Origin of the sequence: Streptomyces sp. NBC_01622, from assembly GCF_045209635.1 — a bacterium.
GTDB lineage: Bacteria > Actinomycetota > Actinomycetes > Streptomycetales > Streptomycetaceae > Streptomyces.
The window spans coordinates 10,312,042-10,337,138 of record NZ_CP109293.1 but is presented as its reverse complement, the minus strand read 5'-3'; the positions used below and the strand labels follow the sequence as shown (position 1 = coordinate 10,337,138).

At 69.7% G+C, this 25,097-nt stretch carries 18 protein-coding genes and 1 pseudogene; 5 read left to right on the top strand and 14 right to left on the bottom strand.

Annotated elements, in window-relative coordinates; translation table 11 throughout:
• Positions 1 to 2: 2 nt before the first annotated feature.
• The 3 genes from OH768_RS47640 to OH768_RS47630 form a co-directional block, all read right to left on the bottom strand.
• The gene (locus tag OH768_RS47640) at positions 3 to 1,409 is read right to left on the bottom strand and encodes a nitrate/sulfonate/bicarbonate ABC transporter ATP-binding protein (RefSeq protein ID WP_406463290.1); all 1,407 of its coding nucleotides are present in this window, start codon (positions 1,407 to 1,409) and stop codon (positions 3 to 5) included.
• A gap of 34 nt (positions 1,410 to 1,443) precedes the next feature.
• Positions 1,444 to 3,219, bottom strand: coding sequence for an ABC transporter permease (locus OH768_RS47635; RefSeq protein ID WP_406463288.1), 1,776 nt, complete (start codon positions 3,217 to 3,219; stop codon positions 1,444 to 1,446).
• A 442-nt stretch (positions 3,220 to 3,661) separates the two neighbouring features.
• Positions 3,662 to 4,648 carry a bile acid:sodium symporter gene (locus OH768_RS47630; protein ID WP_406463287.1) on the bottom strand — a complete coding sequence of 329 codons (987 nt, stop codon included), beginning with the start codon at positions 4,646 to 4,648 and terminating at the stop codon, positions 3,662 to 3,664.
• 168 nt (positions 4,649 to 4,816) lie between these two features.
• Here OH768_RS47630 and OH768_RS47625 point away from each other — a divergent pair, with 168 nt between their 5' ends.
• Positions 4,817 to 5,191: a hypothetical protein gene (locus OH768_RS47625; RefSeq protein ID WP_406463285.1), complete on the top strand. Its 375-nt coding sequence runs from the start codon at positions 4,817 to 4,819 to the stop codon at positions 5,189 to 5,191.
• A 43-nt stretch (positions 5,192 to 5,234) separates the two neighbouring features.
• On the opposite strand, the gene lysA is transcribed toward OH768_RS47625, so the two are convergent.
• Positions 5,235 to 6,569 (bottom strand): diaminopimelate decarboxylase, encoded by a 1,335-nt coding sequence (gene lysA, locus OH768_RS47620; RefSeq protein WP_406463283.1) that lies wholly within the window; start codon positions 6,567 to 6,569, stop codon positions 5,235 to 5,237.
• 38 nt (positions 6,570 to 6,607) lie between these two features.
• On the bottom strand, positions 6,608 to 6,958 hold the full coding sequence (locus OH768_RS47615) for an SAV_915 family protein (protein ID WP_406463281.1): 351 nt from the start codon (positions 6,956 to 6,958) through the stop codon (positions 6,608 to 6,610).
• Positions 6,959 to 7,261: 303 nt separating this feature from the next.
• Here OH768_RS47615 and OH768_RS47610 point away from each other — a divergent pair, with 303 nt between their 5' ends.
• The gene (locus OH768_RS47610; RefSeq protein WP_406463279.1) at positions 7,262 to 7,828 is read left to right on the top strand and encodes a universal stress protein; all 567 of its coding nucleotides are present in this window, start codon (positions 7,262 to 7,264) and stop codon (positions 7,826 to 7,828) included.
• A 41-nt stretch (positions 7,829 to 7,869) separates the two neighbouring features.
• Here OH768_RS47610 and OH768_RS47605 read toward each other — a convergent pair whose 3' ends face one another.
• The 7 genes from OH768_RS47605 to OH768_RS47575 form a co-directional block, all read right to left on the bottom strand.
• A complete protein-coding gene (locus OH768_RS47605) occupies positions 7,870 to 10,413 on the bottom strand; it encodes an ATP-binding protein (protein ID WP_406463277.1) in 2,544 nt (847 codons plus the stop codon).
• 2 nt (positions 10,414 to 10,415) lie between these two features.
• Entirely contained in the window at positions 10,416 to 11,099 is a 684-nt protein-coding gene (locus OH768_RS47600; RefSeq protein WP_406463275.1) for a response regulator, read from the bottom strand.
• A gap of 136 nt (positions 11,100 to 11,235) precedes the next feature.
• Positions 11,236 to 11,904 carry a potassium-transporting ATPase subunit C gene (locus OH768_RS47595; protein WP_406463274.1) on the bottom strand — a complete coding sequence of 223 codons (669 nt, stop codon included), beginning with the start codon at positions 11,902 to 11,904 and terminating at the stop codon, positions 11,236 to 11,238.
• A 6-nt stretch (positions 11,905 to 11,910) separates the two neighbouring features.
• Entirely contained in the window at positions 11,911 to 14,046 is a 2,136-nt protein-coding gene (kdpB, locus tag OH768_RS47590) for a potassium-transporting ATPase subunit KdpB (protein WP_406463272.1), read from the bottom strand.
• On the bottom strand, positions 14,043 to 15,707 hold the full coding sequence (gene kdpA, locus OH768_RS47585) for a potassium-transporting ATPase subunit KdpA (RefSeq protein WP_406463270.1): 1,665 nt from the start codon (positions 15,705 to 15,707) through the stop codon (positions 14,043 to 14,045). Before kdpA ends, kdpB begins: the two co-directional genes overlap by 4 nt.
• Before the next feature lie 8 nt (positions 15,708 to 15,715).
• A complete protein-coding gene (gene kdpF, locus OH768_RS47580; protein ID WP_016434100.1) occupies positions 15,716 to 15,805 on the bottom strand; it encodes a K(+)-transporting ATPase subunit F in 90 nt (29 codons plus the stop codon).
• A 281-nt stretch (positions 15,806 to 16,086) separates the two neighbouring features.
• Positions 16,087 to 17,928, bottom strand: coding sequence for an APC family permease (locus tag OH768_RS47575; protein ID WP_406463268.1), 1,842 nt, complete (start codon positions 17,926 to 17,928; stop codon positions 16,087 to 16,089).
• Positions 17,929 to 18,842: 914 nt separating this feature from the next.
• Between OH768_RS47575 and OH768_RS47570 the strand changes: the two genes are divergently transcribed.
• Together OH768_RS47570 and OH768_RS47565 are read left to right on the top strand one after the other, a co-directional pair.
• Entirely contained in the window at positions 18,843 to 19,412 is a 570-nt protein-coding gene (locus OH768_RS47570) for a nitrilase-related carbon-nitrogen hydrolase (RefSeq protein ID WP_406463267.1), read from the top strand.
• A 121-nt stretch (positions 19,413 to 19,533) separates the two neighbouring features.
• Entirely contained in the window at positions 19,534 to 19,854 is a 321-nt protein-coding gene (locus OH768_RS47565) for a hypothetical protein (RefSeq protein ID WP_406463266.1), read from the top strand.
• A gap of 506 nt (positions 19,855 to 20,360) precedes the next feature.
• On the opposite strand, the pseudogene OH768_RS47560 reads toward OH768_RS47565, so the two are convergent.
• Positions 20,361 to 20,696: pseudogene (locus OH768_RS47560) on the bottom strand (DUF4118 domain-containing protein); the annotation flags it as partial.
• Entirely contained in the window at positions 20,696 to 23,221 is a 2,526-nt protein-coding gene (locus tag OH768_RS47555; RefSeq protein WP_406463265.1) for an ATP-binding protein, read from the bottom strand. The pseudogene OH768_RS47560 and the gene OH768_RS47555, both read right to left, overlap by 1 nt.
• Before the next feature lie 251 nt (positions 23,222 to 23,472).
• Between OH768_RS47555 and OH768_RS47550 the strand changes: the two genes are divergently transcribed.
• The gene (locus OH768_RS47550; protein WP_406463263.1) at positions 23,473 to 25,053 is read left to right on the top strand and encodes a Na+/H+ antiporter; all 1,581 of its coding nucleotides are present in this window, start codon (positions 23,473 to 23,475) and stop codon (positions 25,051 to 25,053) included.
• The last annotated feature ends 44 nt before the right edge of the window (positions 25,054 to 25,097 follow it).

The window sequence follows — 25,097 nt, the reverse complement described above, 5'->3', positions numbered from 1 at the left end:
GTCTACCCCTTCCGTACAGACCGTGCGGTGTCGTTCTCGTCGAGGCGGTACTCCTGCGGCTCGGCGTCGTAGGAGTACAGCTCGGCGTAGCGGCCCCAGTCGGTTGCCGTCTCCAGCTGGCGGGTGACCTGTTCGCTGGTGAAGTGGTGGGCCAGGACGTCGCGGAAGAAGCCGGCGCGCAGGGTGCCGTCGGGGTTCTGGCGCAGGCTGCTGGTGATCAGCTTCACCAGCGGCGCGTTGAGTGCCGCCTGGGCGAAGATGCTCTTGGACTTCTGTACGTCGGCGCCGGCGAACTCGGTGCCGGTGTCGGTCAGCAGCAGGTCGTCGCCGTGCACGGCGGCGAAGCCGAGGAGGTCGAGGGCGTCGACGAGGGGCAGGATGTCGTCGATCTCCAGGCCGAGGTCGTCGGCCAGGTCCGCCAGGTCGACCCGTCCGCCGCTGTGGGCGATCATCTCCGCGAGGCCGGACAGCCCGTCCACGCTCGCGGTGGGCAGCGGGGTGTTGGCCGCGGTGCGCTTCTCCAGTTCGATCGGCTCTGCCCGCCCGGGGGTGCGGCCCTCCTTGTGCCGTCCGGTCATGGTGCGGTAGACGCGGTCGATCAGATCCTCGAAGGCCGCCGAGTTGCGGTCGCGCGGCCGGTCTAGACCGACCTCGAAGACCTCGCGGATCGTGCCATAGGGGCGGGCGCCGAGGACGACGATCCGGTCTGCCATCAGTACGGCTTCCTCGATGTTGTGGGTGACCAGCACGATGGCGCGGGTGGGGAACTGCCCCGACTCCCACAGCTCCATCAGCTCGCCGCGCAGGTTCTCGGCGGTCAGGACGTCGAGGGCGGAGAACGGCTCGTCCATCATCAGCACGTCCGGCTCGACCACCAACGCCCGTGCGAAGCCGACGCGTTGACGCATTCCGCCGGACAGCTCCTTCGGGTACGCCGACTCGAAGCCGTCCAGACCGATCAGGTCAATGGCGTGCCGGGCGGCGTCCGCGCGCTCGGCGGCGGGAACTCCCTTGGCTTCCAGGCCGAGTTCGACGTTCTGCTGCACGGTCAGCCAGGGCAGCAGGGCGAAGGTCTGGAAGACCATCGCGGTGCCGGGGTTGGCGCCGGTGAGCGGGGTGTTCTTGTAGGTGACGGTGCCGGAGCTGACCGGCAGCAGACCGGCCAGGCAGCGCAGCAGCGTCGACTTGCCCGAGCCCGACTTGCCGAGCAGGGCGACGACTTCACCGGCGCGGACCTGGAGGTCGATGCCGGACAGGACGGGCAGTTCGCCGTCGGCGCCGGCGTAGGACTTGGTCAACCCGACTGCCTCCAGGAGCAGTTCGCCGTCGGCAGGACGGGACCGCTCGGCGGTGAGGTGGGCGAGGCTGGCCCGGGCGGCCCGGTCGGCGCGCAGGTTGTTCAGCACCATGACGTGCTCCAAATACGTTCAGGAAGAGGGAAGTTCAGAGGGAGTAGCGGGCCTCGGCCAGCCGGTACAGGCGGCGCCACAGCAGCCGGTTCAGGGCGACGACGTAGACGCTCATCACGGCGACTCCGGCGATCAGGTGCGGGTAGTCGCCGCTCTCGGTGGCCTTCGCGATGTACGCGCCCAGGCCGGTGGCCGTGAGCGTCGCACCGCCGAAGGTGACGACCTCGGAGACGATCGACGCGTTCCAGGCGCCGCCGGAGGCGGTGATCCCGCCGGTGACGTACGAGGGGAAGATCCCCGGGATGATCAGCCGCTCCCAGCGCTGCCACCCGGTGACGCCCAGGTCGTCCATGGCCTCGCGCAGGTCGGAGGGGATGGCCATGGCGCCGGCGATGGAGTTGAAGAGGATGTACCACTGGGCGCCCAGGGCCATCAGCAGCGTGCCGCCGACGTTGATGGACAGGCCGGTCCGCAGGAAGAACCACACGGCAAGCGGGAAGAGGAAGTTGGCGGGGAAGGACGCGAGGACCTGTACGACAGGCTGGGCGATGCGGGTCAGCCGGGGCGAGAAGCCGATCTTCACTCCGATCGGTACCCAGATCACCGTGGCCAACGCGACCAGCACCAACACCCTTGCGAGGGTGGCCAGTCCGAGCAGCAGCGGTTCACCGAACACACCGAGGCCGGTGCGGTCGTAGAGAAAGCGGCCGAGGTCGGCCAGGCCCCACAGGATCAACCCGCCCGCGACGAGGGCGAAGACGATGTCGCCGGTACGACGGCGCGTGGCGTCCACCGTCAACGGGCGGTCGTCGCGGCCCAGGACGCGGCCCGCCGCGCTCAGACCCCGACCCACCGGGCGCAGCGCCCGGCCGAGGAGTTGCGGCCAGTGCGAGCGGCGCAGGAAGTCGAGGACGACGGAGCGCTGTACCTCGCTCGCCTCGGACTGCTCGTTCTTGAACTTCTCCGCCCAGGCCGTCAACGGGCGCCAGAACAGGAAGTTCACGCCGATGACCATGACCGCCATGGTGAGGATGGCCCAGCCGACCTTGCCCAGGTCGCCGTCGGTGATGGCGGCGCCTGCGTAGGAGCCGACGCCGGGCAGGGCGTACTGCTGGTTGTTGACGCTGATGGCCTCCGAGGCGACCAGGAAGAACCAGCCGCCGCCGAAGCTCATCATGCCGTTCCAGACCAGGCCGATCATCCCGGCCGGCACCTCCACCTTCCAGAACCGCATCCACCGCGTGAAGCCAAACGACCGTGACAGCTCGTCGAGTTCGCGCGGGAGGGAGGTGAGGGAGTAGTAGAAGCCGAACGTCATGTTCCACGCTTGCGAGGTGAAGATCGCGAAGATCGACGCGAACTCCAGCCCGAGCATCGAGCCGGGGAACAGGGCGATGAACCCGGTCACCGCCACGGTCAGGAAGCCCAGCACGGGGACGGACTGGAGGATGTCCAGCGCCGGGATCAGGATCCGCTCCAGCCTTCTGCTCTTGGCCGCGGCATAGGCGTAGACGAAGGTGAACACGATCGACAGGGCGAGCGCAGCGAACATGCGCAGCAGGGAGCGGGCCGCGTCGTAGGGGAGCCTGGCCGGGTCGGTGTCGATGTGGACGTTCTGGTGGGTGCTGAAGGCGACGGTGGTCCCGTGGCCTACACGCAGCACGACGTAGAGAAGGACCAGGACTGCTGCGGCGACCGCCGCGTCCACCCAGGAGAACTGCGACAGATGCCCCGGCAGCCGCGCGACCAGGGGCGGGCGCGTCGCCGTCGGCAACGTCTCAGGGGTTTTGGTGTCCGTACGGAACGACATCACGGGAGACCTCCGCCCACACTCTGGGCACGCCGCCATGACCTGGCCGCGGCGGACGCGCCGACGGCAGGGCAGGGCTCACCCACGCAGCATGGGAAAGACAGGTAAGGAAGGGGTGTGCGCCTGCGGGTCGACTGCCGCCTCATCGGGACGGGGGCCGCGACTGGCGCGGGAGAACCAGGGCCGACGGCCCAGGTGTACGAAAGTCAGCGAGTACCCAGGAGGCAGCGCGGACTAGGAGGGTCGGCACCCATGGCTGCCTCCGATCCGTGATGTGACTGTGCCCTGGCCACGCTCAGCGCACGCACAGGACCCGACCCCAAGAGTGTGCCCCTTGTTGCGTCAATGCGCAAATAAGGTGGGTGCGTCGGCCTCCGGCAGGACGAAGCCCGCCAGGCACGCCTGCTCGTGGCCGGCACCAGTTGCACGGCTCACCGCCCAATCACTTGCGAGAGGGGGCGGGCAACTCGTCCGGCTGCCCGGTCCGTTCGGGGACCAGCCGGGGCACCAGGCGGACGTAGGTGACCATCCCCACGACCTCCACCAGGGTCTGGGTGACCACGACGACGGCGGCGACGGCCAGGTCGTCGGGCAGGACGAGGGCGAGGGCGAGCGGCAGGACGACGAGGGAGTTGCGGGTGGCGCCGGTGAAGACGATCGCGCGGCCGGCCGGGGTTCCGAGGCGGAAGACGCGGGCCACCGCCTTGCCGGCGAACGCCATAACCAGCAGGAAGACGACGTAGAAGGGAATGACCGACGCTACGTCGGCGAGGCTGTCGCCGAGCTTGGGGACCTGGGAGGCGACCACGACCAGCAAGGTCGCGGCCATCAGCGGCACCATCGCGGTGGTCGCCGCGTCGGAGACCTTCTGCCCGGTCGGACAGCGCGCCGCCCATGCCTGCAGGGCCCAGGCCAGTGCCAGCGAGATGATGATCAGGATCAGGAACGCCTGAAGGAACGGCCCGGCCTCGACGATGTCGGCCAGCTCCGAACCCATGAAGAGGTACAGGAACCCAGGCAGCAGCAACATCTGCGCGACGAGCAGAACCGGGGTGGCGGCCAGCAAGCGACGGCTGCTGCCGCCGGCCAGCCCGGAGAAGACGACGACGTAGTCCACGCACGGACACAGCAGCACCAGCAGAACCCCGAGCCGTACGGCCTGGTCGGCGGGCAGGAACGCGAACATCGCGGCGACCACCAGCGGCACCACCACGAAGTTCACCACCAGCGCCGCCGACAGGAACCGGCCGTCGCGCAACAAGCGGACCAGTTCGGCGGCCGGGACCTGGAGGAAGGTGACGAACAGCAGCGCCCCGAGCACCGGGTTGATGGCGTGCTCCAGTCCCGGGCCCCCCGCGGGGGCGACTCGGCCGAGCAGCGCGCCTACGGCCATCGCCGCGAGGTAGATCGCGACCTGATGGTGTTCCATCCGCTCGACCAGGCGCTACGGTCGCTGCTGCTGCGGCACCGAACTGCTCCTTCGTACGCATCAAGGGCAGCCGGTCAGCAGCCCCGCCCCATCCTCACAGGCCGCCGGACCAGCTCCTTCCCCGCCTCGGCGTCCCTCGCCCGTCCGGTCGGCGGCATAGTGGAGGCCGTGACAGACGTGGAATTCTCCGAAGCCCTGGAGACGGTCCTGCGGGATCTCCGGGCGCAGTGCGCGGTGCAGCCGCGCATCCGCGTGGACAACAGCTACGGGATCATGCTCCACGCCCCGGACGGCACGGGCCAGGGCTTCGCCTCGCCGCTGGGCGGCACCGCCGCGGAGCAGTTGGCGAACCTCGCGGATCAGGTCCAGGAATGGGCGGTCGAGGCGCTGTGGTCCGAGGGCGCACCGGCGGTCTGGCCGCACTGCCCGGCCCACCCAGACACGCATCCGCTGGCGGCGACGGTCGTGGCGGACACGGCGGTGTGGGTGTGCCCGAAGAGCGGAACGACGGTGGCCCGGATCGGGGAACTGGAGCACCGTTGAACCCCTTCCGCGGTCCACAGCCCGACGCGGGAAGCACTGCGAGCTACAGGCCCACGTCGCGGCTGCGGATGTCGTCCAGGGACTCGCGGCGTACGAGGAGACGGGCGTGGCCGTCGCGTACGGCGGCCACCGGCGGGCGGCCGACCAGGTTGTAGCCGGACGCCATGGACAGGTGGTACGCGCCGGCCACCGGCACGGCGAGCAGGTCTCCTGGGCGTACATCGCCGGGGAGTTCGACCTCGGCGGCCAGGATGTCTCCGGCCTCGCAGTGCCGGCCCACGACGGTCACTCGGGCCGGGTCGGCGGTGCTGTGCCGACCGATGAGGCGTGGCGCGTACCGCACGCCGTACAGCGCCGGGCGCGGGTTGTCGCTCATGCCGCCGTCCACCGCGACGAACACGTTGTCTCCCGTACGTTTCACTGCCAGCACGTGGTAGAGCGCGATGCCTGCCGGGCCGGCGATCGCACGTCCCGGTTCGATGATCAGGCGCGGCACGGGGAGCCTGGCCGCGGCGCACGCCTCGGCGAGCTCGGTGCGTACCCTGCGGGCCAGCGTGGTCAGGTCAAGGGCCTCGTCCCCGGGGCGGTAGGCGATCCCATGGCCACCGCCCAGGTCGAGTTCGGGCAGGACCAGGCCGTGTTGCTCGCGCAGTCTGGCCATGAGGCCGACCATGCGGCGTACGGCGGCGAGGTACGGCTTGACGCTCGTGATCTGCGAGCCCAAGTGGCAGTGCAGGCCCGTCAGTTCGAGTTGAGGCTGATCGAGTACGCGGACGATGGCGTGCTGGGCGTAGCCGTCGGAGATGGACAGGCCGAACTTCTGGTCGTCCGTGCCGGTGCGGATCTTCTCGTGGCCGCCGGCGCTGATGCCGGGCACCACACGGACCATGACTTTCTGGTGGCCCCCGGGTCCTACGGCGGCGGCCAGCCGTGCGATCTCCGAGGGGCTGTCGATGACGATGCGGCCGACGCCCAGGCGGAGGGCTGTCTCCAGGTCCCGTGGGGACTTGGCGTTGCCGTGCAGGACCATCCGCTCCGGAGGGAAGCCGGTGGTGACCGCGAGTTCCAGTTCGCCGGCGGAGCAGACGTCGAGGCCGAGGCCCTCCTCGTCCATCCAGTGGACCATGGCTCGGCACAGGAACGCCTTTGCCGCGTACAGGACTTCGGCGTCGGGGAAGGCGTGCCGGTAGGTGCGGCAGCGGTCGCGGACCTCGTTCTCGTCGAGGACGTAGACGGGGGTGCCGAAGCGGTCGGCGATCTCCGCGAGCGGTACGCCGCCGACGGCCAGGTCGCCCGGTCGGGGCTCGGCGGTCGAGGCCGGCCATACCGACAGTTCGACAGAGGTGGAAGGGACGGCGGGTTCGTGAAGGGTGGTCATCGACTGGTGCTCTCTTCTCAGCCGGTCGCAGCCGGTTCTCAACCGACTCGCAGGGACGGGGCAGTCGGGGCCGTTTCGGGGACAGCCGACCCGACCGGTGTGGGCGCCGGGGCGGTGAACTGGGGGTCGACCGTGACGGTGGTGACGCCGAGCGGTGCGGTCAGGGCGCGCAGCGCGGGCTCGGCGAGGCGGATCCACGCCTGGTCGGGACCGAGCGTCGCGGTCAGCCTCCGCAGGGAGGTGAAGCCGACGGCCGTGCGGTCGCCGAGGGGTGTGCGGAAGAGGCGGGCCGCGCACCGTGAGGGGCCCGGCCGGACCGGGACGAGCAGGAGTCCGGCCGGGAACCGATCCCAGGGCTCGGGGTCTTCGCCGTAGGCGAGTTCTTTCATGGGATACCTCCAGGAGGAGCTGAAGTGCCCCGGACGCGGGGAGGCGGACCGGGGCTCGACAACGACGTTATGCCCGCCCACGGGGGTCGGCGGACCTCTCCTGACGGGATGCTGACGGTGAGCGGGACGACGTTGACGAGATGCTGACGTGCCTGGTGAGCGGCCCGGGCGGCGTCCGTCAGAGGGGCGCCAAGAAGTGGTCCGCGGGCTTTTCGAATGCCTCGCCGAGGAGTGGGATGGGAGGCGTTCCGATGAGGATCGTCGGCGGGAATCGACCGCCGACGCGTGGAGAACGGTGAAGCGATGTCCGAGTCTGACTCCCCCTCAGCCGCTCGTGTCGTGGTCGGAGTGAGCGGCTCCGTGAGCAGTCTTACCGCCCTGTGCCGGGCCGCCGACGAAGCACGGCACAGAGGTGCCGAGCTGTGGCCGGTGCTGGCCTGGGAGCCTCCCGGCGGAGATCTCGCCGCACGTCGTTCGCTGGCTGCGTCCCTCCTGGTCGAGGAGTGGAAGCGGCTGGCGCGGGAGCGGCTGGTCACGGCGCTCGTTGACGTGTTCGGCAGCACGGGCACGGGACTTGCGGCGAAGGCGCTAGTCGTCCGAGGTTCCCCGGGCCGGGCGTTGGTCGAGATCGCCGACCGCGAGGACGACCTCCTCGTCGTCGGCGCCGGACTTCGCGGCCGCCTGCACCGCGCCCTGTGGCCGTCGGTCGGCCGCTACTGCCTCGCGCACGCCGCCTGTCCCGTCCTCGCTGTGCCGCCGTCGCCCTTGGAGGCCGAACTGGCCGCCGCGCACCGCCGGAACGCCTGGCGGCTGCGGCTGGACACAGGGCACTTGGACAAAGGGTTCGAGACCGTACCGCCCGATGCCTGAGGCCGTCCCGCCCACTATCTGAGTCCGTCGGGCCTCGCCCTTCAGGGCATGGCCGCGGCCGGCAGATCCGGCTGCTCCGGCCGGCGCTCCGGTGCTGTCGGCAGGCTGAGCACCATCGTGAGTCCGCCGCCGGGTGTGTCCTCCGCGCTCAGGGTGCCGCCCAGGGCTTCCGTGAAGCCGCGGGCCACGGCCAGGCCAAGGCCGACTCCGGCGCCGCGCGGAGAGTCGCCGTAGCGCTGGAAGGGTTCGAAGATGCGGTTCTTGGCCTCGTCGGGGACACCCGGTCCGCGGTCCACCACGCGCACCTCGACCCGGTCCGCGATGGCGCTCGCCGACACGAGGACCTTCTCCTCCGGCGGGCTGTACTTGACCGCGTTCTCCACGATGTTGGCGACGGCCCGCTCCAAAAGTCCCCGGTCCACGTGGACCATGGGCAGCGTCTCCGGGATGTCCAGTTCCACGCTGTCCTCCGGCACCCCGGCCAGTGCCATCGGGACGACCTCGTCGAGGTCCGTCTCGCGGATGATCGGGGTGACCGTGCCGGTCTGCAGGCGGGACATGTCGAGCAGGTTGCCGACCAGTTGGTCGAGGCGGTCGGCGCCTTCCTCGATGGCCTCCAGGAGCTCCGCCCGGTCCTCCTCCGACCAGTCGACGTCGTCGGAGCGCAGGGAGGTGACGGCCGCCTTTATGCCGGCCAGTGGGGTGCGGAGGTCGTGGCTGACGGCGGCCAGCAGGGCGGTGCGGATGCGGTTGCCCTCGGCCAACTCCTTGGCCTGGTCTGCCTCTTGCTGCAGGCGTCGGCGGTCCAGGACGACGGCGGCCTGGGCGGCGAACGCGGCGAGCACCCGCCGGTCGGCGGCCGGCAGTACGCGCCCGGACAGGGCGAGGGACATGTGGTCGCCGACCGGCACGTCGACGTCCGCGTGCTCGGGGTTCTGGCAGGGGCGCGGGCCGACACTGCCCGCGCAGGTCCAGGGATCCAGCTCGCCGGCCCGCTCCAGCAGGGCCACGGACTCCATGCCGAAGGTCTCCCGCACCCGCTCCAGCAGAGCCTCCAGGCTGGTCTCGCCGCGCAGCACGTTGCCCGCGAGGAAGGACAGGATCTCCGACTCGGCGCGCAGCCGGGCCGCCTGTTCGGTGCGTCTGGCGGCTAGGTCCACCACCGAGGCCACGGACACGGCAACACCGACGAAGATCGCGATGGCGACGATGTTCTTCGGGTCGGCGATGGTGAACGTGTGGACGGGCGGGGTGAAGTACCAGTTCAGCAGCAGCGATCCCACCGCCGCCGAGGCCAGCGCGGGGAGGAGTCCACCGAGCAGGGCCGCCGCGACGGTCAGGGTGAGGAACAGCAGCATGTCGTTGGCGAGACCGACAGCCGGGGTGGCGCTGGTCAACAGAAGGGTGAGCAGGGCGGGGCCCACCACGCCCGCGAGCCAGCCCCAGATCAGCCGGACGCGGCCGAGCCGCGCGCCCCGGTTGACGGGCAGTCCGCGTCCCTTGCCCACCTCGTCGTGCGTGATGAGGTGGACGTCGAGGTCGGGACCCGACTCACGGGCCACGGTGGCGCCGACGCCGGGGCCGAACACGTACTGCCAGCTCCTGCGCCGGGAGACACCCATCACGATCTGGGTCGCGTTCACCCCGCGGGAGAAGTCCAGCAGCGCGGCCGAGACGTCGTCGCCGACGACCTGATGGAACGTGCCGCCCAGATCCTCCACCAGGGTTCGCTGGACAGCCAGTTCCTTGGGCGAGGCGGAGGTCAGGCCGTCACTGCGGGAGATGTAGACGGCCAACACCTCGCCGCCGGCCCCCTTTTCGGCGAGACGCGCGGCCCGGCGGATCAGTGTCCGTCCCTCCGGCCCGCCGGTCAGGCCCACCACGATCCGCTCCCGCGAGCCCCAGATCGTCGACACCTGGTGCTCACTGCGGTACTCAGTCAGATAGGCGTCGACCCGGTCGGCGAGCCAGAGGAGCGCCAACTCCCGTAGGGCGGTGAGGTTTCCGGGCCGGAAGTAATTGGACAGAGCCGCGTCGACCTTGTCCGGCTTGTAGATGTTGCCGTGCGCCATACGGCGGCGCAGCGCCTGCGGCGACATGTCGACCAGCTCGATCTGGTCGGCCCGGCGCACCACTTCGTCTGGCACGGTCTCCTGCTGCCGTACACCCGTGATCGACTCGACGACGTCGCCGAGCGACTCCAGATGCTGGATGTTGACGGTCGACACGACGTCGATCCCTGCGGCGAGCAGTTCCTCGACATCCTGCCAGCGCTTGGTGTTGCGGGAGCCGGGGACGTTGGTGTGCGGCAGCTCGTCGACCATCGCCACCTGGGGGTTGCGGGCCAGGACGGCGTCGATGTCCATCTCGGTGAACGTCGTGCCCCGGTACTCCAGTTCCCTGCGCGGGATCTCCTCCAGGCCGTGCAGCATCACCTCGGTGCGCGGCCGGCCGTGGTGCTCGACGAAGGCGATCACGCAGTCGGTGCCGCGTTCCACGCGCCGGTGTGCCTCGGAGAGCATCGCGTACGTCTTGCCGACGCCCGGTGCCGCGCCGAGGTAGATCCGGAGCTTGCCGCGTCCCATGTTCATCCTTCGAAGCGGTAGCCCATGCCGGGCTCGGTGATCAGATAGCGGGGGTGGGCGGGGTCCGTCTCCAGTTTGCGGCGCAACTGGGCCATGTAGACCCGCAGGTAGTTGGTCTTGTTGCTCTGGGACACCCCCCAGACCTCCTGGAGCAGGTGCTTCTGGGTGATCAGGCGGCCGGGGTTGGTGATCAGGATCTCCAGCAGGTGCCACTCGGTGGGGGTGAGGCGGATGTCGTGTCCGCCCCGGGTGGCCTTCTTGGCGCGCAGATCGACGGTGAACTCGTCGGTCTCCACCACGGTCGACTCCGGAACGAGCGGCGTGTCCTCCCTACGGCGGACAGCGGCTCGCAGGCGAGCGAGGAGTTCGTCCATGCTGAACGGCTTCGTGATGTAGTCGTCCGCGCCGGCGTCGAGCGCGGCGACCTTCTCGTCCGACGCCTGCCGGGCCGACAGCACCAGGATCGGGACCCGGGTCCAGCCGCGCAGCGCCTTGATGACGTCGACCCCGTCCATGTCGGGCAGCCCGAGGTCCAGCATCACCACGTCGGGCTGGCGCAACGCCGCCAGCCGGAGGGCCGTAGCACCGTCGGGCGCCGCGTCCACTCCGTACTGACGTGCCTGCAGGTTGATCACGAGGGCCCGTACCAGCTGCGGGTCGTCCTCCACCACCAACACCCTGGTCATGGGTGTGCGCCTTTCGTGTCGTACGGGCAGTCGTGAAGTCCGGGAACAGCACAACCGGCCTCAATGCGACGGGAGTCGGCGGATCCGGGACGTCTCCCCGGCCGCCGACTCCCGCGCGGTTCGTCGCGTAACGCCATCAGCTCTTCGTCACAAGGGACTTGAGCGCGATGTTGAGTTCCAGCACGTTCACCGTGGGCTCACCGATGAAGCCGAGGGTACGGCCGTCGGTGTGGTCGTCGACCAGCTTCTGCACCTGGGCGACGGACAGGCCGTTCTTCTCGGCGATGCGGTGGACCTGGAGGTCCGCGTACGCCGGGGAGATGTCCGGGTCGAGGCCGGAGCCGGAGGACGTGACCGCGTCGGCGGGCACCTCGGAGGCCTTGACCGTGTAGCCGGGCACTGAGTTGTCCTTGATGACGGCGGCCTTGGCGTCCTTCACCTGCTGGACGAGGACCTTGCTGTCGGCGGAGAGGTTGGTGGCTCCGGACAGGATCAGCTTGTACTGGGTGTTGACGCTGTTGGCGCCGAGGCCGTTCTGCGGGCGGCCCTGGAACCACTTGAGGTCCGGGTCCGGGGTCTCCTGGCCCTTCTTCAACGGCAGGTTGTACGACTGCCCGATGAGGGACGAGCCGACGACCTTGCCGTCCGACTTGATCTCCGAGCCGTTCGCCTTGTTGTTGAACAGTGCCTGGGCAATCCCTGTGACGGCGAGCGGGTAAATGACGCCCGTCACCACGGTGAGTACCAGGAGAGCCCGCAGACCGGCCCAGAGCAACCGGGCGGTGTTCGTAACCGAGTTGTTCATAGCCGATCAGCCGATTCCGGGGATGAGGGAGATGAGCAGGTCGATGATCTTGATGCCGATGAAGGGCGCGATCAGCCCGCCGAGGCCATAGATCGTGAGGTTGCGCCGCAGCATCTTGTCCGCGCTGACCGGCCGGTACTGCACGCCCCGCAGGGAGAGCGGGACCAGCGCGATGATGACCAGCGCGTTGAAGATGACCGCCGACAGGATCGCGGAGTCGGGCGAGGACAGGTTCATGATGTTGAGCTTGTCCAGGCCCGGGTAGACCGCCGCGAACAGTGCCGGGATGATCGCGAAGTACTTCGCGACGTCGTTGGCGATGGAGAACGTCGTCAACGCGCCCCGGGTGATGAGGAGTTGCTTGCCGATCTCGACGATCTCGATGAGCTTGGTCGGGTTCGAGTCGAGGTCGACCATGTTGCCGGCCTCCTTCGCGGCCGACGTGCCCGTGTTCATCGCGACGCCGACGTCCGCCTGAGCCAGCGCCGGCGCGTCGTTCGTGCCGTCACCGGTCATCGCGACCAGCTTGCCGCCGGCCTGCTCCCGCTTGATGAGCGCCATCTTGTCCTCGGGAGTGGCCTCCGCGAGGAAGTCGTCGACGCCCGCCTCCTCGGCGATCGCCTTGGCGGTCAGCGGGTTGTCGCCGGTGATCATGATCGTCTTGATGCCCATGCGGCGCAGCTCGTCGAACCGCTCGCGCATGCCTTCCTTGACGACGTCCTTGAGGTGGATGACGCCGAGGATCCGGGCGCCGTTGTCGTCCTCGACGGCGACCAGGAGCGGCGTGCCGCCCGCTTCGGAGATCCGGTTGGACAGCGTGTCCGCGTCCTCGGCCACCGTGCCGCCCTGCTCCTTGACCCAGGTGATGACCGAACCGGCCGCGCCCTTGCGGATCTTGCGTCCGTCGACGTCCACACCGGACATGCGGGTCTGGGCGGTGAAGGCGATCCACTCGGCGTGGGCCAACTCGCCCTGGTGGCGCTCGCGCAGACCGTACTTCTCCTTCGCCAGGACGACGATGGAACGGCCCTCGGGCGTCTCGTCGGCCAGCGAGGAGAGCTGGGCGGCGTCCGCCAGTTCGGCCTCGGTGGTACCGGTCACCGGCACGAACTCCGACGCCTGGCGGTTGCCGAGGGTGATGGTGCCGGTCTTGTCCAGCAGCAGCGTCGACACGTCGCCGGCGGCCTCGACCGCACGGCCCGACATCGCCAGGACGTTGCGCTGCACCAGTCGGTCCATACCCGCGATACCGATCGCGGACAGGAGCGCGCCGATCGTCGTAGGGATCAGGCAGACGAGCAGAGCCACCAGCACGATCATCGTGAGGTGGGTGCCCGCGTAGTCCGCGAACGGGGGCAGGGTCGCCACCGCGAGGAGGAAGACGATCGTGAGCGAGGCGAGCAGGATGTTCAGCGCGATCTCGTTGGGCGTCTTCTGGCGTGCCGCCCCTTCGACCAGGGCGATCATCCGGTCGATGAAGGTCTCGCCGGGCTTCGTCGTGATCTTGATGACGATGCGGTCGGAGAGAACCTTCGTCCCGCCGGTAACCGCGGAGCGGTCACCGCCGGACTCGCGGATGACCGGAGCCGATTCGCCGGTGATGGCCGACTCGTCGACGCTCGCGACGCCCTCTACGACGTCACCGTCGCCGGGGATGATGTCGCCAGCCTCGCACACGACCAGGTCGCCGATCGTGAGCTCGGCGCCGGGCACCTGCTCCTCGGTCTTGCCGTCCTTGCCCAGACGGCGCGCCACCGTGTCGGTCTTGGCCTTGCGCAGGGTGTCGGCCTGCGCCTTGCCGCGGCCCTCGGCCACCGCCTCCGCCAGGTTGGCGAAGATCACGGTCAGCCACAGCCAGGCGCTGATCGCCCAGCCGAACCAGTCGCCCGGGTCCTTGAAGGAGAAGATCGTCGTCAGCACCGAGCCGACGAGGACCACGAACATGACGGGGGACTTGACCATCACCCGCGGGTCGAGCTTGCGAAGAGCGTCCGGCAGCGACTTCAGCAACTGCTTCGGGTCGAACAGACCCGCGCCGACACGTCCCTCTTCCTTGTGACCGGTCGGCACATCGCTGTGCGGCGCCCTGGTCGGAGTGGCTGTGGACATCGAGTCCTCTTGGTTCTCTATACGGGTGCTCATGACGCCAGCCCCTCGGCCAGCGGCCCCAGCGCCAGGGCCGGGAAGTAGGTCAGACCGGTGATGATGAGGATCGCGCCCACCAGCAGACCGGTGAACAACGGCTTCTCGGTGCGCAGGGTGCCCGCCGTCGCCGGGACCGGCTTCTGCTCGGCGAGCGAGCCGGCCAGAGCCAGCACGAACACCATCGGCAGGAAGCGGCCGAGCACCATCGCGAGCCCGGTCATGGTGTTGAACCAGTCCGTGTTCGCGTTCAGACCGGCGAAGGCCGAGCCGTTGTTGTTCGCGGCGGAGGTGAAGGCGTACAACACCTCGGAGAAGCCGTGCGCGCCGGAGTTCAGCATCGAGTGCGGCGGGGTCGGCAGCGCCATGGAGACAGCCGCGAAGATCAGCACCAGGGCCGGGGTGATCAGGATGTAGCAGGCCGCGAGCTTCATCTCACGGGTGCCGATCTTCTTGCCCAGGTACTCGGGCGTACGGCCGACCATCAGACCGGCGATGAACACCGCGATGACCGCCATGATCAGCATTCCGTAGAGACCGGAGCCGGTACCACCGGGCGCGATCTCGCCCAACTGCATGCCCAGCATGGTGATTCCGCCGCCGAGACCGGTGAACGAGGAGTGGAAGGAGTCCACCGCGCCCGTCGAGGTCAGCGTGGTCGAAACCGCGAAGATCGAGGAAGCTCCTACGCCGATGCGCTGTTCCTTGCCCTCCATCGCACCGCCGGCGATCTGGAGCGCCGAGCCGTGGTGGGCGAACTCGGTCCACATCATCAGGGCGACGAAGCCGACCCAGATGGTGGCCATGGTGGCGAGGATCGCGTAGCCCTGCCTGATCGAACCGACCATCACACCGAACGTGCGGGTCAGCGAAAACGGGATGACCAGCAGCAGGAAGATCTCGAAGAGGTTCGTGAACGGGGTCGGGTTCTCGAAGGGGTGGGCACTGTTGGCGTTGAAGTAACCGCCGCCGTTGGTGCCGAACTCCTTGATCGCCTCCTGCGAGGCAACCGCACCGCCGTTCCACTGCTGGTGGCCGCCCATGAACTGACCGACCTCGTGGATACCGGAGAAGTTCTGGATCGCACCGCAGGCGACGAGCACGATCGCGGCGATGATCGAGCCGGGGATCAGGATGCGCATGACACCGCGCACCAGGTCGGCCCAGAAGTTGCCGAGTTCACCGGTGCGCGAACGCGCGAAGCCCCGTACGAGAGCCACCGCGACGGCGATGCCGACAGCTGCGGAGACGAAGTTCTGCACGGCGAGACCGGCGGTCTGCACGACGTGACCCATGGTCTGCTCGCCGTAGTACGACTGCCAGTTGGTGTTCGTCACGAACGACACGGCAGTGTTGAACGACTGCGCCGGATTGACCGAGGAGAAGCCCAACGAGCCAGGCAGGATGCCCTGGATCCGCTGCAGCAGATAGAGGAAGAGGACACCGACCGCAGAGAAGGCGAGCACGCCGCGCAGGTACGCGGGCCAGCGCATCTCGGTGTCGGGGTTGGCACCGATGCCCTTGTAGATCCACTTCTCGACCCGCCAGTGCTTGTCGGAGGAGTAGACCTTGGCCATGTAGTTGCCAAGTGGGACGTAGGCGAGCGCCAGTGCTCCTATCAGGGCGAGCAACTGGAGGAAGCCGGCAAGTACGGGACCCATGTCGTGGCTCAGAACCTCTCCGGGAAGATCAGGGCGAGGACGAGATAGCCCAGCAGGGCGACGGCCACGACGAGGCCGACGATGTTCTCGGCGGTCACAGCTTCGTCACCCCCTTGGCGACGAGGGCCACCAACGCGAACACCGCGATCGTGGTGACGACGAAGGCCAGATCGGCCATCGCGAGCTCCTAGAGGAGGTTCTGGAATCCGCAGGCGAATCGTCCGCGAGCGGATCGGACGAATAGAGGAAACCCCGTCTCTGGCCGGATTCGAGCGCCGTTGACGGGTCCCTTACGGCGTGTCGTACACCTTTGACGGAACTCTTACGGCACCTGCGCCGACCTGTGGCAAGGAGCCGCTGTAGCGCGCGTCAGGCGGCGTCAGGACAGCCGGAAGCGCAGCCTGCAGATCACGGCGTCGGTCTCCTGGCGCACCGCGTGCGCGACGACGGCTCCCCGTTGGTTCTGTAGCAGCCGCTGCCACAGCCGCTCCGGCTCGGTCTCCGGGATGAGAACGGTGACACGCGTGGCCGGCTCCGACGCCGACACCTCGCGGATGTAGGCGGCGATCGGGCGGCCCAGCGAGCGGCGCTCGCACGTCAGCCGGACCAGCGGGATGCCCGGGTCCCACTCCGCCCACGCGCGCTCCAGGGCATGCATCTGGGCCCGGTCCTCCGGGTCGGGGTAGCAGACGGTGACCGCGCGCACCTCGTCACCGAGCGAGGTGGCCGCGGTCAGGGCCTCCGAAGTGAGCCGGGACAGCGAGGAGACCGGCACGATCACCACCGACCGGTCGCGGTGCGGGTGTTCGGGGATGCGGCCGAGGCCGAGCCGTTCGCCGATGTGCGCGTAGGCGCGGTGGACGGCCTCGAAGGCGAGCACCAGCAGGGGCAGGGTGATCACGATCAGCCAGGCGCCCTCCTCGAACTTCGACGCCGTGACGACGACGGTCGCGATGCCGGTGAGGACGGCGCCGAACCCGTTGAGCAGCGCCTTGCCCCTCCAGCCGGGTCCACGCTCCAACCGCCAGTGTCTGACCATGCCCACCTGGGCGATGGTGAAGCCGACGAAGACACCGATCGCGAACAGCGGCACCAGAGTGTTGGTGTCACCGCCGGAGAACACCAACAACGCGGCCGAGACCACGGCCAGGGCGAGGACGCCGTGCCGGTGGACCTGGCGGTCGGCCTTCAGCGCGAACACATGCGGCGCGTAGTTGTCGCGGGCCAGCAGCTTCAGCAGCACCGGCAGCCCGCCGAAGGACGTGTTCGCGGAGAGCGCCAGCAGGATCATCGTCGCGAACTGGATGACGTAGAAAGCCCAGTTGTGGCCGAGTGAAGCGTCCGCGAGCTGGGCGAGGACAGTGACTCCCTGGACCGGCTGGAGGTGGAAGCGGGAGATCAGGACCGACAGACCGATCAGCATCACGCCGAGCACCGCACCGAGGGCGACCTCCGCGCGCTGGGCCCGCTTCACGCGCGGGCGACGGAAAGACGGGACGGCGTTGGCAATGGCCTCCACTCCGGTCAGTGCGGCGCAACCGGAGGCGAAAGCTTTCAGCAACAGCAGTGCGCCCACCGTGGAGGCGTTGTCCGCGAGCGCCGAGGCGTGTCCCGCCGCGGTGGCGGTGCTCACCGGCTCGGACCGGAACAGGCCGACCGCTATGAGGACGAAGATGGAGCCGACGAAGACGACCGTCGGTACGATGAACGCCCTCGCCGACTCCACGATGCCCCGCAGGTTCACACCCGTGATCAGGGCGAGCACCGCCAGGCAGAGCCACAGCCGGTCGTCGTAGAGGGACGGGAAAGCGGAGGTCAGGGCGGCTACGCCGGCCGTGACGGCGACGGCCACGTTGAGGACGTAGTCCAGGACCAGAGAGGCTGCCGCGACCAGGCTCGTACGGGCACCCAAGTGCGTCTTCGCGACGGCGTACGAGCCGCCGCCGTCCGGGAAGGCCGCGATCACCTGCCGGTACGAGGCGACCAGCACCGCCAGCAGGCCAGCTATCGCCAGCGTCACCGGGAGCGTGAAGCCGAGTCCGTGCCCACCCGCGGCGGCCAGGACGAGGACGATCGCCTCGGGTCCATACGCCACCGATGCCATGGCGTCCAGGGACAGCGCGGCAAGGCCGGTGAACGTGGTCAGGCGGTGGCGTTCGCCGGTATCCGGTGGTTCCTCACCGGCGGGGACGGCGTCCGGCTCGGTCGTCAGGACGGACATGGGTGCGTGCTCCTTCTTCCAGGGCCACGCACAGGGGGCTGAAGAGTGCGCGGTGCACTCCAGGTTCTGTCCGAATCCCGTCGCTTCCGACCGCTCCTTGCGGCATCTTCGCGCCGAGGGGCCAGACCTTGACGAGACCTTGACGGCCGTGTGACCTGCGCAACTGCCGTTCCGCCGCTGGGACTCCCATGTACCGCGGTCAGAGCGTCAAGAAGTAGCGAATATCCGTCAGAGGCTCATCAAAGTGTGCCGATCGGGTTCTCCGGATCTCTACCGTCACCGGTATGGGACGCCGCGACGACTGGCGACACGAACCGGTCGACCACGTGATCGGTGGTGCCGTCGTCAGGGGCGATGTCGCAGGAGCTGTGTCGGGTGCCGAATGCTCGGAGCGGATGGTCACTGAGCGGAGCATGGCCGGCGCTCGTCGCTGACCAAGCAGGGATCTTGCCCGTACGGCCCTGGCGTGGTGTCCGATGGTGTGGTGCATCGTTCTCGCTGCGGTGTGGCGGTCGCCCGGACCGCCAGTCGTAGAGAGATCCCTGACGGATGTCGCAGCCTGTTCGTGTTGTATTCCGCTCCGCCCGGCGCACTGCGCCGGCCTTCGGTGAAGGACTGCGGGTGGCCCTGTACCAGGGGCAGGGCCCGGTCGGCAGCCGGGAGGCGGTGGAAAGGAATCTGGAGCGCCTGGTCGAGGTGACCGCACTGGCGGCGGGCTACGACTGCCAGGCGGTGGTGTTCCCGGAGAAGTACACCACCGGTTACGCGATCGGCCCCGAGGAGTGCGGGAGCTGGCCGAGCACCGCGAGGGCCCCTCCGTCGAGCGGGCCAGGCTGGCGGCCAAGGAGCACGGACTGGCCGTGGTCCTGCCCTACCCCGAGCGGGACGAGAGCGCGTTCTAAGACTCGATCAGCGTGATCGGGTCCGACGGTCTGGTGGTGGCGAACTACCGCAAGACCCACCTGTACGGGGCCGCCGAGCGGCGCAACTACTCCTTCGGGCAGGATCTGCCGCCCGTGGTCCACCTGAACGGCATCGGGGTGGGCGTACTGAACTGCTACGAGTGCGAGTTCCCGCCGCTGTACCAGTACCTGGCCGGGCAGGGCGCCAAGATCGTCTTCGGGCCCACGGCGGCGGACGGCCACTTCCGCCTGGCCGACGGCACCATGAGCCAGGTCCCCTACCAGGACGCAACCCGCCACATCATCCCCGCCATGGCCAGCATCTGGCGCCTGTTCATCGCCTACGCCAACCGCCGCGGCTGGGAACAGGTCCCCGCAGGTGCCTGGCAGTACCAGGGCAACTCCGGCATCTGGGCCCCCGACGGCGAACCCCTCATCGCCGCCACCGCCGAAGACCGCCACCACGACTGCCTGTTCATTGCCGACTGCCTGCCCGCACAGGTACCCCCCTTCAGCCCCGAAGGCCACCACCCGACCGACAACCGTCTCACCCTCAATCCCGCCCTGCGCCCAGCCCGCTGACCACCCCTCACCACCGGCGTCGGCGAACAGACACCACGCGGCTGCCCGGCTCGCCCCCTGGCGTGCCGCGCTGTGGCTGGGCCTGGCAGGGCTGCTGTTCGTCACGTTGTATCCCGCCCGGGTGTCCGCCGGCGAAGGCTGGCTGTCCTCGCGTCGGATACTGCGGGAGCACAGGGTCCGTACGGATCTGCTGGTGTCCGTCCGTTGCCTGGACGGCATCTCGCAACGGCTCCTGCTGCGGGACGCGTTCGGTGGACACGTCGAGATCGACCCGAACGTCCTCGTGACCAATCCCCAGCTGTGGTATCGCCTGGACGAGGACGCACGGAAGTCGGTGGAGGTCGGCACGCTCGTGTGCGGCGCGACCGCGCTGCGCCGTGTCTCGGAGCGCGTCGACCGCGAGACCGCCGAGTCTGTGTTCAGGGTCTCCGGCCTGGAGTAGCCACCGCTGTCAGCCCTCCCGCACCGGCCCCGCCGTGTCCAGCGCCGCGCCCGTCTGGTCGGCCAGGGTGACCGCCACCAGGCGTGCCTGGAGCGGAGGTACGGAGCCCGGGCCTCCGCCACCAGGCGTGCCTGGAGCGGAGGTACGGGGCCCGGGCCGGCGGTGAGCATGAAGCGGCCGAGGTAGTGACCGTTGCCGTAGGTCCGCAGCTCGATCTCGTCCTGCGGCCAGGCGCTCGTCCCCGTCAGGCTGCCGTCCTTCAGCAGCCGGGGCGGGCGGCCGATGAGGGTGCCGTACTCGAAGCGGCAGGCACTCAGGCCGAGGAGGTCGGTGAGTTCCTGGCGGACGTGGTCGACCACGGTGTCTGCGGAGTTGGCCGACTGGGCGAGGGCGGCCGTGCGGTGGATCCGGGACAGGTGGTCCGCGTCGGTCACCGTGATGACCTCCAAGCGGCGTGCGCGGGCGGCCAGTTGGGACACGATGACGCCGACGAGCAGCAGGAGTACGGCCGTTTCGACGTCGGCGGACGCGGTGATGTCGAAGGTCTCGTACGGCCGGGTGAGGAAGAAGTCGAACCAGGCCGCCGCGGAGAGCGCCGCGAGCGCACCCGCCGTACGGCTGCCCAGCGCGGCGACCGCGACGACCACCACGACGAGGATGAGGGCGGCGTTGGTGTGGGACACGTCCGTGCGGAACGGGACGAGTGCGAGGGCCACCAGGAACGGGGCGGCCAGGCCCGCCGTCAGGGCGAGCCGGTCCCGCAGGGGCCAGGCGCCCGCCGACGCGACGCGTGGTCCCGTCGTGCGGTGCGGCAGCCGACCTGTGCCGGTCTCGGTGCTCATCAGGCACCTCCTACGCTCTGCGCACCACGGGGGTGCGGGTATTGCGACGATTCGGTCCGTCCGGTCTGATCCGTCTGTTCGGCGAAGGGCAGCGACACGACCATCGTCAGGCCGCCGCCGGGAGTGTCCTCGGGGGTGAGGGTGCCGTTCATCGCCTCGGTCAGGCCGCGGGCGAGGGCCAGCCCGAGGCCGAGTCCGGTGGTGTTGTCCGTGTCGCCGAGCCGCTGGAACGGCTCGAAGAGCCGCTCCCGGCTGTCGGCGGGAAGTCCGGGCCCCCGGTCGACAACACGCAACTCGACCCGGCCGGCCAGTGCACTGGCCGTCACCAGCGCCTTCTGCCCCTCAGGTGTGTGGCGGGCGGCGTTTCCGACCAGGTTGGCGATCACGCGCTCCAGCAGCGGTGGATCGGCCTGTACCGCAGGGATCCCCTGCGTGTCCGTCACTTCGACGCCGGTCGTGTCCGCGAGCGCCATGGGGAGCACCTCCTCCAGCGTGGTGGCGCGGAGGTTCAGGGTAAGGACGCCGGCCTCCAAGCGGCTGAGGTCGAGGAGGTTCTCCACCAGCCGGTTGAGTTTGGCCATGGACTCGTCGGCGGTGGCGAGGAGTTCGTCGCGGTCCTCGGCGGAGAACTCGACGTCCCGGCTGCGCAGCGAGGTGACCGCGGCCCAGCCCGCGGCGAGCGGCGTGCGCAGGTCGTGGCCGACGGCCCGCAGCAGCGCCGTACGCATCCGGTCGGCGGCCTTCACCGGCTCGATCTCGGCTGCCGCTTCGGCGAGTTGGGCCCGTTCGACGGCGGAGCCGACATGCGCGGCGAAGGCGGCCAGCACCCGCCGCTCAGAAGACGACAGAGTACGGCCGGACAGAACGAGATACGCGCCGGGACCGGCCGGCACGGCTGTCACGCCGTCGGCATCGGGCGGCTCGTCCACGAGCTCCGCCGACTCCATGCCGAAGGTCTCCCGCGTGCGCTCCAGCAGCGCCGGAATGGTCGCGCCGCCCCGCACGATGGTGCCGGCCAGGGACGACATGGTCTCCGCCTCGGCGGTGGCACGCGCCGAGCGGCGTGACAGGCGCAGGGAGCGGTCGACGACGGCGGCCACGGTCGCCGCCACGACCGCGAACACACCCAGGGCCAGCAACGCGTTGGGGTCGTCCAGGGTGAACGCGCCGATGGGCGGGATGAACCAGTAGTTGAGCAGCAGCGACGCCGTCAACGACGCGATCACCGCCGAGGTGACCCCGCCTATGCAGGCCACCCCCACCACGGCGAGCAGGAACAGCAGCGCCTCGCTGGTCAGGTTCACCGTCCCCCGCACCTGCGCCAGGACAGCCGTGAGCAGCACCGGCAGCACCAGTCCGGCCACCGGACCCGCGATCAGCCGCCGCGTCGACAGTGTGCGTCGCCGGGACGGCAGCAGGGTCCCGCGGCCGGCCCGCTCGTGCGTGACCCGGTGGACGTCGATGTCGCCGGAGAGAGCGGTCACCGTCTCCCCCGTGCCGGGCCCGGTCAGGAACCGCTCGAAGCGGCCTCGGCGGCTCGTGCCGAGGACGAGCTGGGTCGCGTTCTCGGCACGGGCGAAGTCCACCAGCGCGGTGGACACGTCGTCGCCGACGACCGAGTGGTAGCTCCCGCCCAGGTCCTCCACCAGCCGCCGCTGCCGGGCCAGGGAGGCGTGCGAGACGCCGGCCGCGAGGCCGTCGCTGCGGGCCACGTGCACGGCGAGCAGATCGCCCCCGGCCGACCGGGCGGCGATACGGGCGGCCCGCCGGATGAGCGTGTCGCCCTCCGGGCCGCCGGTCAGCGCGACGACCACCCGCTCCCGGGTCTCCCACACCCCACCGATGCCGTGCTGGGAGCGGTACTCCTGGAGCGCCTCGTCGACCCGGTCGGCCACCCACAGCAGCGCCAGCTGCCGCAGCGCGGTCAGGTTTCCGGGCCGGAAGTAGTTCGCGAGCGCCGCGTCGATCTTCTCGGGGGTGTAGATGTTGCCATGCGCCATCCGGCGGCGCAGCCCCTCGGCCGGCATGTCCACCAACTCGACCTGATGGGCACGCCGTACGACCTCGTCGGGGACCGTCTCGTGCTGTGGCACCCCGGTGATCTTCTCGACCACGTCGTTGAGTGAGGCCAGGTGCTGGACGTTCAGCGCGGTGACGACGTCGATGCCTGCGTCGAGCAGTGTCTCGATATCCTGCCAGCGCTTGGCGTTGCGGCCATCGCCCGGAACGTTGCTGTGGGCGAACTCGTCGACGATCGCGACCTGCGGACGGCGCGCGAGCACCGCTGCCAGGTCCATCTCCTGGAACTGTCCGCCACGGTACGAGCAGCGGGCACGGGGGACGACCTCCAGGCCGTCGAGCATCGCCTCCGTACCGGGGCGGCCGTGGCACTCGGCGAATCCCACCGCCACGTCCGCCCCGCGGGCGGCGCGGCGCCGTCCCTCGTCGAGCATGCGGTAGGTCTTGCCGACTCCGGGGGCTGCCCCCAGGTAGACCTTCAGTCGTCCGGGCCGTACGTCACTCATCGCCGCCGACGCGCTCCATCACTGGATCACTGAATCACTGGTTCAACTCCCCCTCTCATGAAGGGGGCTGTTCCTAAGGAAGCCCCTCTGAGGGCCGGGAGGTACGCGTGTTAGCGCTTCCTTGGCGCCGGTCCCGCGGACCTTGACACTGTCTTGACGTGACCTGCAGCGGATAGGGTGAACGCGGTGTGCCGGGAAGCCTGGTCGGCAGGGGAGCCAAAGCGGCTCTCCTCGTAGTTCCAGGAGGCGGCATGCGCAGCGTAGGTACGGTTCTCGCCCTCGTGGTCCTCGCCACGATGGTGGCCACCTTCGCGCGCCGGTGGCGTATCCCCGCCCCATCCCTGCTCGTGGTCGCCGGCCTCGGCGTGGCGCTGCTGCCAGGCACCCCTGAGATCGAGATCAGCCCCGAGATCATCGGCCTCGTCGTGCTCCCGCCGCTGCTCTACGCCTCCGCGGAGGAGATGCCCTGGCGTGAGCTGCGCGCGGTGTGGAAGCCGGTCGGGATCCTCTCCATCGGCCTGGTTCTGGCGTCCGCGGCGGCGGTCGGCGCGGTGGCGGCGCTGGTGACGCCGCTGTCGTGGCAGATGGCGTTCGTGCTGGGGGCGATCCTGGCCAGCACGGACCCGGTCGCCGTGACAGCGCTGGGCAGACGCCTCGCCCTGCCGCCGAAGGTCCAGGTCCTCGTGCAGGCGGAGAGCCTCTTCAACGACGCGACCTCCCTGGTGCTGGTCCGGGTGGCGGCGGGTATCGCCGTGGCGTCCACGGCCGCCAACTGGGGCGCGGCGGGCGGCGAGTTCCTGCTGCTGGCCGGCGGCGGCACACTGATCGGTGCGGCGGTGGCCGGCGTGATCGCCCTGATCCGGCGGCGCACCGAGGACCCGGTCCTCGAAACGGTGATCGCCCTGGTCACTCCGTACGCGGCCTACCTGCTGGCGGAGGCTGCACACACCTCCGGCGTGACCTCGTGCGTGGTGGCCGGTGTCGTCCTGGGCGGCCGGGGCGACCGCCTCACCAACGCACGCATCCGGCTCCAACTGCACGCCGTGTACGGCACGGTGGTGTTCTTGCTGGAGAGCGTGGTCTTCAGTCTCATCGGCCTTGCCCTGCCCGCCCAGGTGCGGGCACTGGCCGACGGCGACGGTGCCTGGCCGTTGTACGCGCTCGCGGTCGCCGTCACGCTCGTCGCCGTGCGCATGCTGTGGCTGGCCCCGCTGTCGGCGGTGGTGCAGCGCAAGGGCGGCATCACCCGCATGAACTGGCGGATCCCCGTGGTCCTGACCTGGGCGGGCACCCGAGGGGTGATGCCGCTGGCCGCCGCCCTGTCCATCCCCGAGGTCGCGCGGAACGGCACCGCCCTCGCGGAACGGCCGCTCGTCCTCGTCCTGACCACCTCGGTCGTGGTCGTCACCCTCGTCGTGCAGGGCTTCACCTTGGCACCCGTCGTCCACCGTGCCGGCATCGCCCTGGAGCCCGCGCACACCGCGCGCGAGGAGGTCGAGGCCCGCTCCCACCTCGCTCACGCGGGACTGGCCCGCCTGGAGGAACTGGCCGAGCTGGAGGTCGTACCGGACGTCGTCCTCGACCGGCTGCGCCGCGGCCTGGCCGCCCGCCTCGACGACGCCCGCGACCGCCTCGCGGAGCAGGACAGCGACAGCGAGACGGCCGCGACCGAGTCCGCCGACCTGGTCTACCGTCAGCTGCGCCGCGACCTGATCGCTGTCGAGACGGGCGAACTCCAGCGCCTGTACGACGGCCACGCCATCAGCGACACCACCCGGCGTCGGCTGCAGCGGTCGTTGGACCTGGAGGAGACACGGCTGGCGGATGTGTGAGGGGTCCGCTGGGGGTGCCGGGAGGGGTCGTTGGTTGGGTGCGG